Source organism: Streptomyces sp. NPDC001204 (assembly GCF_053598035.1).
On the sequence record NZ_JBSFJL010000030.1, the window covers coordinates 19,558 to 31,892 of the forward strand.

The 12,335-nt window shown below is 70.5% G+C and carries 10 protein-coding genes and 2 pseudogenes; 5 read left to right on the forward strand and 7 right to left on the reverse strand.

All coding sequences use genetic code 11. The features are described from left to right. Positions 1 to 28: 28 nt before the first annotated feature. Entirely contained in the window at positions 29 to 2,653 is a 2,625-nt protein-coding gene (locus ACWC91_RS31475; RefSeq protein ID WP_450643654.1) for an ATP-binding protein, read from the forward strand. 60 nt (positions 2,654 to 2,713) lie between these two features. On the opposite strand, the pseudogene ACWC91_RS31480 reads toward ACWC91_RS31475, so the two are convergent. After that, positions 2,714 to 2,851, reverse strand: a pseudogene (locus tag ACWC91_RS31480) (RNA polymerase sigma factor SigF); the annotation flags it as partial. A gap of 23 nt (positions 2,852 to 2,874) precedes the next feature. On the opposite strand from ACWC91_RS31480, the pseudogene ACWC91_RS31485 reads away from it, so the two are divergent. Then, a pseudogene (locus ACWC91_RS31485) lies at positions 2,875 to 3,369 on the forward strand (hypothetical protein); the annotation flags it as partial. A 411-nt stretch (positions 3,370 to 3,780) separates the two neighbouring features. Here ACWC91_RS31485 and ACWC91_RS31490 read toward each other — a convergent pair. Further along, on the reverse strand, positions 3,781 to 4,920 hold the full coding sequence (locus ACWC91_RS31490; RefSeq protein WP_225079746.1) for a peptidoglycan recognition protein family protein: 1,140 nt from the start codon (positions 4,918 to 4,920) through the stop codon (positions 3,781 to 3,783). 52 nt (positions 4,921 to 4,972) lie between these two features. Further along, positions 4,973 to 5,215, reverse strand: coding sequence for a hypothetical protein (locus tag ACWC91_RS31495; RefSeq protein WP_225079745.1), 243 nt, complete (start codon positions 5,213 to 5,215; stop codon positions 4,973 to 4,975). Positions 5,216 to 5,348: 133 nt separating this feature from the next. Here ACWC91_RS31495 and ACWC91_RS31500 point away from each other — a divergent pair, with 133 nt between their 5' ends. The 3 genes from ACWC91_RS31500 to ACWC91_RS31510 all read left to right on the forward strand — a co-directional run bounded on the left by ACWC91_RS31500 (position 5,349) and on the right by ACWC91_RS31510 (position 6,592). Then, positions 5,349 to 5,663: a hypothetical protein gene (locus tag ACWC91_RS31500; RefSeq protein ID WP_225079744.1), complete on the forward strand. Its 315-nt coding sequence runs from the start codon at positions 5,349 to 5,351 to the stop codon at positions 5,661 to 5,663. A 66-nt stretch (positions 5,664 to 5,729) separates the two neighbouring features. Then, positions 5,730 to 5,930 carry a hypothetical protein gene (locus tag ACWC91_RS31505; protein ID WP_225079743.1) on the forward strand — a complete coding sequence of 67 codons (201 nt, stop codon included), beginning with the start codon at positions 5,730 to 5,732 and terminating at the stop codon, positions 5,928 to 5,930. Positions 5,931 to 5,980: 50 nt separating this feature from the next. Then, positions 5,981 to 6,592: a hypothetical protein gene (locus ACWC91_RS31510; RefSeq protein WP_225079742.1), complete on the forward strand. Its 612-nt coding sequence runs from the start codon at positions 5,981 to 5,983 to the stop codon at positions 6,590 to 6,592. A gap of 825 nt (positions 6,593 to 7,417) precedes the next feature. Here ACWC91_RS31510 and ACWC91_RS31515 read toward each other — a convergent pair. From ACWC91_RS31515 to ACWC91_RS31530, 4 genes are read right to left on the reverse strand one after another with little or no spacing between them, the layout of a single operon-like run. Next, positions 7,418 to 8,167 carry a response regulator transcription factor gene (locus ACWC91_RS31515; protein ID WP_225079741.1) on the reverse strand — a complete coding sequence of 250 codons (750 nt, stop codon included), beginning with the start codon at positions 8,165 to 8,167 and terminating at the stop codon, positions 7,418 to 7,420. A 38-nt stretch (positions 8,168 to 8,205) separates the two neighbouring features. Continuing rightward, positions 8,206 to 10,929: an ABC transporter permease gene (locus ACWC91_RS31520; RefSeq protein ID WP_225079740.1), complete on the reverse strand. Its 2,724-nt coding sequence runs from the start codon at positions 10,927 to 10,929 to the stop codon at positions 8,206 to 8,208. After that, the gene (locus tag ACWC91_RS31525) at positions 10,926 to 11,624 is read right to left on the reverse strand and encodes an ABC transporter ATP-binding protein (RefSeq protein WP_225079739.1); all 699 of its coding nucleotides are present in this window, start codon (positions 11,622 to 11,624) and stop codon (positions 10,926 to 10,928) included. The genes ACWC91_RS31520 and ACWC91_RS31525 overlap by 4 nt, the downstream gene beginning before the upstream one ends. Further along, positions 11,621 to 12,325 carry an ABC transporter ATP-binding protein gene (locus tag ACWC91_RS31530; RefSeq protein WP_225079797.1) on the reverse strand — a complete coding sequence of 235 codons (705 nt, stop codon included), beginning with the start codon at positions 12,323 to 12,325 and terminating at the stop codon, positions 11,621 to 11,623. The genes ACWC91_RS31525 and ACWC91_RS31530 overlap by 4 nt, the downstream gene beginning before the upstream one ends. Between the last annotated feature and the right edge of the window lie 10 nt (positions 12,326 to 12,335).

Consider the following 12,335-nt stretch of genomic DNA (forward strand, 5'->3'; position numbering starts at 1 on the left):
CTTGGAGCGAACCGATAACCTGCTGTATATGACGCCAGTTCAGGGGGAGGACCGGCGCCCCGGTCCGCTCACGGGTCCGACCTCGGGCTCGTACCCGACCTTTCATCAGTTGAGGCTGTTCCTGCTGCTCGTCGAAGAGCAGCACTTCGGCCGCGCGGCCGCGCGGGCTTTCCTGTCGCAGCCGGCGTTCAGCAAGCAGATCCGGGCTCTGGAAGATCGCCTGGGGGTCTGCCTCGCCGAGCGCGGGAAGGGGCCGTTCCGGCTCACCGCCGCTGGACACGCCTTGATCCCCGCAGCCGAGTCGACGCTGGAAACCCACGCCCGCATGCAGGCCCTGGCCGGGGCGGCGGACGATTCCGCATCGAGGGAAACCCCGCAGAACACGGTGTGGCCTGTTCCCCGGCAACTGCCTGCCGGGCCCGGTGACTTCACCGGGCGCGAGCGCGAGCTGGCCGTGCTCGCCGCCACACTGCGGGTCGGCGGCGCCGACGCAGACCGCCCGACTCCGGTGCTGGTGGTCACCGGGCCGGGCGGCGTGGGCAAGACCAGCGTGGCCGTGCGGGCGGCACTCGACGCGCGCGACGCGTTCCCTGACGGCCAGCTCTATGTCGAGATCGGTCCAGGCGACCGGGAGGCGGACGTGGCCGCACGCCTACTGCGCGCCCTGGGCGTCGGCGGCGGCGCCGTCCCGGAACCGGCCGAGCGGGCAGCCTTGTACCGCAGCCTGGTCGCAGACCGGCGGCTGCTGGTGGTGTTCGACAACGTCACCTCGGAAAACCAAGTGGCCCGCCTGGTGCCGACCGGCACCGGATCGGCGGTACTTCTGACCAGCCGTCATCCACTCACCGGCCTGCCCGCCGCGCGACGGCTGACGCTGGGCGCGCTGCCACCGGAGGACGCGCGCCGCCTACTGGTCCAGATCGTCGGCGCCGACCGGCTGGCACGCGAGTCGGCCACGGCCGACGAGCTGCTCCGGCTCTGCGGCGGCCTGCCGCTCGCACTGCGGATTGCCGCGGCCCGGCTCGCCGGCAACCCACACTGGACGGTGGGCAGGTTTGTGTCACGGCTGGCCGACGAACACCGCCGATTGGACGAGCTACGGCACCGGGATCTCGCGGTGCGGGCCAGCGTCAACCTCAGCTACCAGGTACTCGGCCCACGCGCCCGCCGCCTGCTGGCGCAGATCGGCCTGCTGGACGTGCCGGACTTCGCCAGCTGGACGGCGACGGTGCTGCTGGAATGCGACATCGACACCGCCGAGGATGTGCTGGACGAGTTGCTCGCCGCGCACATGCTGGAGGTCGCCGATCCGGGGCACGGCGCGGCGGACGGGCGCTTCCCGCGCTGCCGGTGCCACGACCTGGTGCGCCTGTTCGCCCGGGAGCAGGCAGAGCGAGAGCTGCCGCCGGGCGAGGACGACGCTGTGCTGGTCCGGGCACTGGGAGCGTGGCTGTACCTGGCGGAACGAGCCGACGCGGCACTGCCGCACGGCTACTTCAGCCGGCCCGGCGGCGGTGCCGTACGGCACGTGCTCGCCGACGACCTGACCCGGTCGCTCTTGCGTGATCCGCTCGCTTGGTTTGACGCCGAGCGCGCCGCACTGGCTGCGCTGATCGCCCAGGCCACCGCGACGGGCCGCACCACCGCGGCATGGGAGCTGGCCGCGTCCCTGGTCGCGTTCTACGAGTTCCGCGCGCACTACCCGGACTGGGGCGACACACACCGGCGCGTACTCGACGTGGTACGCGCGGCCGGTGACCGGCTCGGTACAGCCGTGATCCTGCGCGGCCTGGGCGAGCTGTACACCGGGCAGGACCGCATCGCGGAGTCGATCACATGTTTCCGGCAGGCACGCGCCATCTTCGTTGAGCTCGGCGAGGAGCACTCGGTCGCGGTGTGCGACAACGGCCTCGGCCACATGTACCGGGTCAGCGGGCGCTACCAGGACGCGTTGGACGCGTTCAGCTCCGCGGCGCGCGCGTCGGCATGTGATGGGAGCCTCCGCACCCAGGCGTACGCCCTGCACTGTTCCGGCGTGACCCATCTGGAGCAGGGACGGCTCACTGAGGCCCAGGACTGCTTCCGGACGGCGCTGACCCTGGCATCGGCGTCCGGTTTCCGCCGGGGTGAAGCACAGTCCGAACGCGGCCTGGGGCTGCTGTGCACGACCACCGGTGAACTCGACCAGGCGCAGCGGCACCTGAGCCGGGCGCTGGAGATCGCACAGGAACTCGGCGAGCCCTGCGGCGAGGCGAACGCGCTGCAGATGCTCGCTGATGTCCTGGTACGCCAGCGCAAGCCGGCACAGGCCCGACCGCTGCTGCACCAATGCCTGCGTATCTACGACCAGATCGGCGAGCCGTTCGGGCGGGCGCTCACGCTGCACACACTCGGCGAACTGCTGCAGAGCGAGGGAAGGTCGGCGCACGCGGTGGACACACTCCTGAAAGCCGCCCAGATCTGGGCCGAACTTGGCACGCCGCTCAGGTACGGACGTACCCTGCGCGCAGTCGGCGACATACACGCAGCCGCCGGCGATCTCACCGAAGCTCGTGCCACATGGGAGCGGGCGCTGGAACTGCTCACCCCGTTGGCGACGCCGGAGGTCGAGCAGCTGCGTGAAAGACTGGTCGGCCAGATCCTCGCCGACTGAGCTTCCGCATCACCACCGCCTGCCTGCAATGGACGCTGGCCTCCCCCGAGCTCACGCCGGCGTGTTGCGGCCGTTGTGGTACTCGGGCGTGCCCTCCTCCAGCACTGGCAGCTGTTCGAAGAACCGCCGGGAGAGCCCGCTGGCGTCCTTGGGCGCCACCTGGGACGTGCGCTCAGCGGCAACAGTCACGCAGACCAGCGCGCTGCCCGAAGTTGCCGATCCTCGAGCACCTCGCCAACGACCTGTTACTACGCGGTGCAGTTGGGGCCGCAGAGCCCGCCGCTGGACACCCATGTGCCTTTCGCGTTGAGTCAGAAGAGGCCAGATGGACCCATGGCCTTCGTCTACGCGGACCGTGATGCGGGTCCGGCCGGCCTGGTGCAAGTGCTGGAGGCGTGCGGCGCGCTGCTGGTCGCCATGGTGCGTACGACACCGCCCCAGGTCCGCGCTCACCACGCCGCCGGGGTGTCGGACCCCGAAGGCTTCGCGGCGCTAGGGAGGAAACTCTGGTGCACATGCACGATGTGGCGGAAGGGTTCGGGCTCGCCTGGACCCCGCCCTCCGCTCTCTGCTCGCGGGTGCTCGCCCGCCTGTTTCCAGAGGCTCCGGGCGGTGCGGATCCCTGGCTCACCCTGTTGTGGGCCACCGGCCGCGCCGAACTGCCGGGGCACCCTCGTCTCACCACGTGGCGCTCGGACAGCACACCACGGTCGTAGGAGCGGATCGGCTTCAGCCGCGGCCAGGCTGGGTGATCGTGCCCCGGACGCAGGTTGAGCGGGCCTTCCCTCATGAAGGTGGACACGCATTTGTATGTCACGCGGCCAGCGCGAGCTTCGCCGTGTGGTGTCGGTGTTCGTATTCGTTGGGGCTGAGGTGGCCGTTGGCGGAGTGCCGGCGGCGTGTCCACGAGGCTCCAACCGCCCGCGAGCGGGTGGGACGTGGCTGACGGTCGTGCACGGATCCGGCGAACTGGGGAAGGGCGTCGGGCGGGCCGAACGGCGGGCCCGACAACCCATCGCCATCACTCTCCCCGACTGGAACCCCACTCTGCTTGGCTGGACCGTCGACTGAACGCCCCACACCGCCTGCTGCGCGATCGGCCGTCGCGTGGTCAGGCAGGAGAAGGCTCAGCGGGTGAGAGTCTCGCGGACGGTGCCACCGACCAGAGCGCACCACGTGCTGAGGTCGGTCTTGCCGTTGGGGTGGAGGCTGTGCAGGCGCTGTATGTCCTGCACCGCCTTCATGGTGTTGTGGTCGTAGGCGCCGGTGATGTCGACGGTGTCGGCGTAGCCCTTGATGGTGAGCAGGTACTGCACCGCCTGGACGGGCAACCCGGAGGCGTCCTTGTCCAGCGAGGGGGCGAGCGCTTCCCAGGTGGGGGTGTCGAAAGTGGCGTCGGGGGTGACGGCAATGCCATGGCTGGTTTGGAAGTCGGCGACGACAGTGTTCATGTCGGTGCTGAACACGCCGTCGATGGGCAGGTTGCTGTAGCCGGCGTTCACCAGCAGGTACTGGGCAACCTGCACCACCTGACTGTCGACGAACCGCCAGATGTCCGGCCATCGCCGTGCCGGCGCAGCGGCAGGCGACACGTCCATGGATTCCAGTACTCGCTTGCGGATCTGAGGGAAGAGCCGGTAGAAGGCGATGCCGGGGCAGTCAGTTCCCAGGCGGAAATCCCAGTGGCCGAAGATGTCCCACGCATTCAGATGGAACTGCCGACACACCGCGGTGCACAGTTCCACCAGCGAGTCCAGCAGTGCCGCCGGCGGGGTTTCGGTGATGTAGGTGCCCTCGTTCTCGATCCCGATGGCGTTGCCATTCTCCCCTGGACAATGGGCGGCGGTCACCTGGTGCTCGCCCGCGACGAGGGTCTCCAGGCTGCGGTGGCGGCCCTCGAGGACGTAGCCGCCGCGGCTGACGGTGAAGTGCTGGCCCGTGTCCGCCCAGCCGTTGGTGTCCATGTGAAGGTCCTGGCAGTCACGTGCCAGCTGCATGGCGTGCTCGAGGGAGTAGTCCGTGACGTTGGGGAACGCCATGTGGTGCAAGATGATCTTGTTGGTGGTATTGCCAGTGATCTGGATCGGGTTGGACGGCCGGCGCGCGCTCCAGCTGTCGCAGTCGATGATCCAGGGGAAGTGAGGCGAGGGAGTGGCGTCGGCGGCGGTCGGGAACGCCACTTCGGTGCCGACGACAGCGGCGACTGCCGTGCCGAGGCTGACCCGGAACAGCGTGCGGCGATCGACTTCGTGCTCGTGCATCACCATGAGGACTCCGAAGTGAGTGGATAGCCCAGGAGTGTGGGCGGCCTGTCGGAGACTATGCAGTGAACGCCCGGTTCTCCAGGGGCAGTTCATCCAACTCGGCCAGCACCTCCCCCAGGTCAGCCAGGACCCCCTCCAGAGTCATCGACATGGCAGGGGACGGCCACCACACGGCGAAGGTGATCGCGGCACAGGCCCACCCGGAGCGGCCGCGACCGGTGTCGATGACCCGGGTGATCAGGCAGGGCGAACCGCAGACCGAGCACGGCCCCACCTGGCGGCGACCGGTCCGGGCCATCACCTCGTGCCAGTACGGACTGGCCGACGCCGGCTCAAGCCGACCAGGCTTGACGCCGTGGCCCGTCAGCAGTGGCCCAGGTAAAGGTAGCCGCGGCCCGCCAAGCTCCCGAATCCTGGAAGACACCCACCGGTTGGCCGGGCCCCGCAAGACCCGCCGGGTCTCCGGCTGCCTGCACACCGACATCACCACAGACGAAACCGGACGCCCCGCCCTGTCCTGGCACTTCGATCGGGACGTACTCCAGGCCGAGGCTGCCGTCGACGGCTGGTACGCGCTGCTGACCACTCTCACCCCTGAGCAGGCCGATCCCAGCGAAGTGTTACGCCGCCACAAAGGCCAGGGGGCGGTCGAGCGCAGATACGGCGACTTCAAGGGCCCCCTGGCCGTCACCCCCGTCTTCGTGCAGGACAACCGGCACGTCGCCGCACTGATCGCGGTGATCTGACTGTCCCTGCTGCTGTTCTGCCTGCTCGAACGCCAGGTCCGCCAGGCCCTCGGAGGTGACCAGAAGATGCTGGGCCTCTACCCCGGCAACCAGAAGGTGCGACCCGCCGGCAGGATGATCCTCTACCACCTGTCCGGCCTGCGACTACGGGTCGGCAGCGCCACCGATCCGCCCGTCATCGCCATCACCCACGGCATCCAACTCCACCTGCTCGACCTCCTCGGCCTGGAACCCACACACCCCCGCTGGCCAGAAGACCTGAGCTGATTTCACCCTCCGCCACCGGTGAAGGACGGCGTGGCTGGGACGATCCCCCGGTGAACTACTTCTCGTATTTGAGCATCAGTCCTGGTCATGACCGGCAGCATCTCCCGGAGCCCAGGCGAGCCGAGCCCGGTCAGTGGCCGAAGTTGGAGGCTGCACTCGCTGTGGTCAATCGCGACCTGATGGCGACCCTGCCGGGTCAAGACGCGCTGATACTGATGGTTGACCCGCCTTGGCAGCCTTTGTCCCCGAGCGGAATCGACAGGGGTCAGGTCTACGTGGCAATGCCCGACGGCCGTTGGCACGGCAATTCGGTGAATGCATGTGACCTGGAAGAGGGCGAACCGCCAGAGCCGGACGATGCGACGACGGTCCTGACTGTGGTCGCAGATGCGGCGCAGTCGACCATTATGGAGTTGCTCTGGCAGGTCTGGCCGATCTGCCGGGAACACAAGATCGGAATGCACCCTCGCCCCGCAGGGACCGCTGACGACTGGTACCAGGGCGAAACGGACGCGGCCGGCCCACCGGTGTGGTGGTGCCGGGGCAGCCAGGATGGAAACTGCCACGACGTCTCCCTGGTGGGCGAGTTGGCCGCCACTCTGCAAGGAAAGCAGCGTCGCGCACCGCGGCGCAGCGAGCGTAAACGAGACGGCCGCCGATAGCCGCGGGGCCAAACAACTGCGCATTGCCGCCGGAATGCGCCGGCCACCACGGCAGGGCCAGCCGCCCATATCCGACAGCGGGAGGGATCGTTGAGCAGGCCATCGCGTACATGAAGATCCGCCTGCTCGTAGAAACGCGAACCCGATGAGGGCCCGATCCAACACCTCCCGGTTTCGGGCCCTCACCCATGCCAGCCACACCCACCTGACCAGGCATGGACGGAGACTGCTCCGCCTGCTCGCCGCACGAAATTCGGGACGACGGCCCCTGCCCAGGGCGCTGCGTGCCGGGGCCACCCACGCCCCGCGGTCCTGTCACAGCGCAAGGCACTACGACGCTAAAGTCTCAACACCCGACCACGCCCGCCCAGCACGTCGGCTGAGTGAACACGACTCCAAAGACCAAGCCCGAGAGATACCTCGAAGCAGTCCGGCTGAAATGCCCCGACCATGCACCCGACCACAGCAGGTCAACACCCCTGCGCAGAGCCGGGAGCGCCTCTGACGACACATCCCTCGCACAGGGACCTTCCTCGATAGGTGCCGCATCCGCCGACCGCAGGACTGGGTCAAGGTGGAGCGCCCGCAGGCGAAGCCGAGGAAGAACGACCTTGACACGGTCCGAAGGCCGGCCGGCCATCATCACGGTGCCGAGGAAGGACCCGTCCACTCCGCAGTGGTGTTACTTCTCACCAACATTTCGGGGCTCTGTGATCGACAAGTAGTGTCCAGACTCGTCTACAAGCGGTGCCCGTTTTCACTGACGAAGCCACAGGGGCGTTCGCCCGGGGCGCAGTGGGTTCGCCACGCCTCCATCCTGCGGCGTCATGTCTCCAGTCGGTAGCCGTGACCGCGCAGGGTGGTGATCCGGGGAAGCCGGACCGATGCGGTCGCGGTGGTCTCGGCTTCGGTGAGGCGGCGGCGCAAGGAAGCCATGGTGACATCGAGGGTCTTGGTGGGGCCGAACCAGTTCTCGTCCCAGACCTGCGCCATCAGTGTCTCCCGGCTGACCGCGGTGTCCGCGTGCCGGGCGAGCACCGTGAGGAGGTCGAACTCTTTGGGGCGCAGCGTCAGTTCCTGCTCGCCGAGCAGGCAGCGGCGGGCGGCGGGGTCTACGGTCAGGTCGCCGAGGCGCAGGGGTTGTTCCTGGGGCGAGGCGGCCGGGTGGCGGCGCAGGTGGGCGCGGAGGCGAGCCAGCAGGACGGTGAGGCTGAAGGGTTTGACCAGGTAGTCGTCGGCGCCGGCGTCCAGTCCGGCGACGACGTCGATCTCGGTGTCGCGCGCGGTGAGGATGATGATCAGCAGGTTGGGGTAGCGGGTGCGCAGGCGGCGGGCGAGGTCGAGACCGTCGGCGTCGGGCAGGCCGAGGTCGAGCAGGACGACCTCGTACCGTGTCCGCTCGGCCTCGGTCAGTGCGCCCGTCCCGGTCCTGGACCAGGTGGGCGCGTATCCGCCGCCGGTCAGGCCGGTCTCCAGGTGGCGTCCGATGGTGTCGTCGTCCTCGACGATGAGGACGCGGACACGGGCTCGGTCCGAACCAAGGTGGTGGTCCGGCGGCGGGGTGGGAGTGCGCATGGCAGGCAGCGTAGGCTGCCTGCCCGGACCACGGGGGGTCATAGTTCGCGCAGTTCCTCGACGGCGGGCCGGTGCGAGCGGCGTACGCCGTTGAGGGCGGCGGCTGCCACGGCGGCGAGGGCGACGAGCACGGTGGCCGTCACGTACGCCCAGGGCACGGCGATTGTCTCTGGCGGCGGGTCGAAGACGCCGGTGAGTACCTTGACCAGCATCTGGGACAGTACCCAGCCGCTGAGGGCGCCGCCGGCCAGTCCGGCCGCGGTGAGCACGACCGCCTCACTGAGGACCAGGCCGCGCAGCTGTCGGCGGGTCGCGCCCAGGACGGTTGCGATGGCGAAGGTGCGGCGCCGTTCGGCGAGTCCCAGGGCGAGGACGATGCCGCCGGCTCCGGCGGCCAGCACGATGGCGTAGGCGAGTTCGATGCGGGTGAGTCCGGACAGGTCCACGGAGGTGAGGCTGGAGCCGACCGTGGAGCGGGTCTGGGTGAGGTCGGTGACCGTGGCTGTGGTGCCCAGGCGCCGGCGCAGGGCGGTGGCCACCTGCTTCTGGTGTGTGCCGCCGGTGTCCACGAGGAAGGCGCCGACGGCGTCGCTGCCGGTGGCCTTGGCGATGTAGGAGGCGTTGGCGACGAAGAAGCTGTCCTTGGGGGCGGTGGGGAATTCCTTGACGATGCCCGCGTAGTGGAAGGGCACGGTGCGCAGCGCCTTGGTGCGGGCGTCCTGGATGCGCAGGCGGACGGTGTCGCCGGGTGAGAGCTGGAAGTCCTTCACGGTTTCGGCGCTGACCAGCAGCGCGTCGGGCCGGTGGGCGAGGGTGGCCATGAGCTGTTCGGCGGTGCCGCCGGAGAAGTAGGCGTCTTGCAGTGAGGTGGCGGTGGTGATGGTCGTGGGCCGTACGCCGTACAGGTCCTGCAGGTCGGAGCCGACGTAGGCGAACCGGTGCTGGAGCGGTTCGACGTGCCGAGCTCCCGGCACGGCCAGGGAGCTTGCGGCACTGGGGCCGGTGCGCGCTCCGGGCGGTTCGGTGATGGTGACGTCGGCGCCGTTGGTGAGGCGGGCGTCGACCTCGGCCTGCTGCTTGTAGGTGGCGTTGAAGGTGGCCGTGGACATGGCGAAGGACAGGGCGAGTGCGAGCAGTACGACGGAGCGGGCCAGGGTGCGTCGGCGGCGGGTCATGGTGGCCGCGGTCATGCCTGCCAGGGGGCCGGTGAGCGGCCGGGACAGGCGGACCAGGCCGCGCCGTGGGCGGGCGAGGGCGAGCGTGGCCAGGCGCCACAGCAGGAGGGCGCTTCCGGCCCACAGCAGACCCGGGCCGAGGAAGGCCCAGTAGGACACGGAGATGCTGGCCACGCCTTCGGGAGCCAGCACGAGCGCGTACTGGTTGCCGCTGGAGGCGCGGAAGACGAGCAGAGAGGCAGCCAGGAGCAGGAAGTCCAGGCCGCAGCGCATCCACCAGGGCGAGCGGGTGCGGCGGCCCACTTGCTGCCGGGCCCGGGCCACGGTTACGGCCCGCAGATCCCGAAGCGCGGGTGCGAGGATCGCGATCGCCGCGACGAGGACGCCGAGTGCGAGGGCGGCGGCGAACCACACGGCGGCTGAGCCGACGCTGGCCCCGAACGATGCTGTCCCGAAAGCGAGTTGGCCCACCAGGGCGGCGACGCCGATGCCGAGAAGGCCGCCGGCGAGCCCGGTCAGGGCCACCTCGATTCCGGCCAGGGCCGCGATCTGGCGGCTCCGCAGCCCGCGAACGCGCAGCACGGCCTGCTCGCGCCGCCGCCGCTCGGCGCCCGCCCCGGCCACGGCGGCGGTCAGGGCGGCGGCGAGCACCGCGCCGGGGACGCCGAGGAACAGGAAGAGGATCTGCGCGTACAGGGCGTCCTGCCGGGCGGCGTCGAGCGCGGCGCCGAGATTGTCGCCGACGAGTGCGCCGCCCGAACTGGCCGCCTCCAGGTGGTGGGCGGCGCCGGTGACGGCGGTGAACGCGGCGGCCGGGTCGGCGGGCAGGCGGGCGTCGCGGGCCACGTGGATCTGCGTGGTGAGGGCTGCGGGATCGGCCGCGGCGACCGGTGCGGTCAGCGTCCTGAACAGTCCGGCGGGCAGCAGGATCACGTTGTCCGGCGGGGCCGTGGGCTGCGACTGGGGCGGCGCGCCGACCTTCTGGAACAGCGAGTCGGCCTGCGGCAGGTCGATCACCCCGGCCACCCGGACCTGGGCCCTCGGGGCTCCGGGCAACGCGATGCTGACTGCGTCACCGGGCGCCACGTGGAGGTTGGACGCGGTCTGCTGGGCCAGCAGCACCCCGGAGGAGGCGCCACTCAGGTGACGGATCGTCTGCGGGAACAGTTTCTGGTAGCCGTTGGGCAAGCCGAGCACCACGCCCGGGCCGGTGGTCTGCGTGCTGCCACCGGAGACGGCCTTGAAGCCGTTGCTACGGGCGAAGCCCACCGGGATCGCGGCCCGCGCCCCCGGCATGCTCTGCACGGTGTGCAGGACGGAAGCGGCGTCGGCGCCTGGCTGCACCTCCACCTGCCAGTCCACGGCCACCGAGCGCACCGCCCGCTGTGTCATCGTCGACTTCGAGGCGGTCAGGAAGGAACCGAGCGCCGCCACCAGGGAGACGGCCAGCGCGATTCCGGCGACGGTGGCCAGCAGCCGGCCCGCCCGGCGGCGGACGAGGCCGCCGGTCCAGAAGGCGAGGGTGCCGGACCACGCCGTGGCTGTGGCGAGGCGTGCGGTGACGGGGCGGGACGGGTTGGCGTTCATGACCTCTCCTCGGCCGGGTCGAGCAGGCGTCCTTCGTGCATGTCCCGGTGCACGGACAGGCGTTCGGCGACGGCCGGGTCGTGGGTGGTGATGACGAGCGCGGCTCCGGTCTCTTCGGCCGCCGTCATCAGGACGTCCAGGACGCGCTGACCGGTGGCCCGGTCGAGTTGTCCGGTGGGTTCGTCGGCCAGGATCAGCCGGGGCGCTCGCGCCACGACCCGGGCGACGGCCACGCGCTGGCTCTGCCCGCCGGACAGTTCCTCGGGGAGCCGCTCGGCCAGGTCGGCCGCGCCGACCGCGGCCAGCGCGGCGAGCGCGGTCAGGCGGACGCGCTCCTCGGGAACGCCGGCGAGCACGAGCGGCAGTGCGGTGTTCTCCACGACGTTCAGGGCCGGGATCAGGCTCGGCCCCTGAAATACCAGGCCGATCTCGCGCGGCCCGGCCAGGGCGGGCCAGGAGACCTCGCCGCTGGTGGGTCGTTCGAGCCCGGCCAGCAGGTGCAGCAGGGTCGACTTGCCCGACCCCGAGGGGCCGGTGATCGCGATCCGGTCGCCGGCCTTCACATGGAAGGTGGTGCCGTGCACCGCCACCACCGCGGTCTCCCCGCGCCCGAAGGTCCGTGCCGCGTCCCGGCACTCGACGAGCACGTCCCCGACACCCGGGTGCGGGAAATCGTCCACAGGGCTGGCGTTCATGACGTCTCGATCCTTCCGTCACGCAGGGCGATCACACGGTCGGCGATCCGCACAGCTTCCGCGCTGTGCGTCACCACCAGGACCCCGCGCCCGGCCTCGGCCCGCTTGCGCAGCAGTTCCAGGACGCGCTGCTCGGTGGCGCCGTCGAGTTCGCCGGTCGGCTCGTCGGCCAGCAGCACGTCGGGATCGTTGGCGAGTGCGACGACCAGACCCGCGCGGGCGAGTTCGCCGCCGGACAGCTCCTGCGGCAGGGCGTGGGCGCGGTGGGCGAGCCCGACCTGCTCGAGCAGGACGGCGATGTCCGCGCCGTGGCTGCCGTCACCGGCCGCCGCGGTCCGGGCCAGCCGGACGTTGTCACGGACGCCGAGGTGGGGCAGGAGGTTGCCCGACTGGAGCAGGACGCCGATGCGGCTCGCCCGCAGCCGGGCCCGCTCGGCCTCCGGGCGATGGCTGATCCGCACTCCGCCGACGTGTACGTCGCCGCCCGACGGCTCGTCGAGCCCGGCCAGACAGGCCAGCAGGGTGGACTTTCCGGAGCCGGAGGGACCGGTGACGGCGACGGTCTCCCCGCGCCGCACCCGCAGCGAGACCCCGCGCAGGGCGAGCGTCTCCTCCTCACCGGCCCGGTAGAACCGGTACAGCTCATGCGCGTCCAGGACGACGTCCAGGTCGTCGGCCTGCGCGTCGCGCGCGGCGGTCATGGTGTCCATG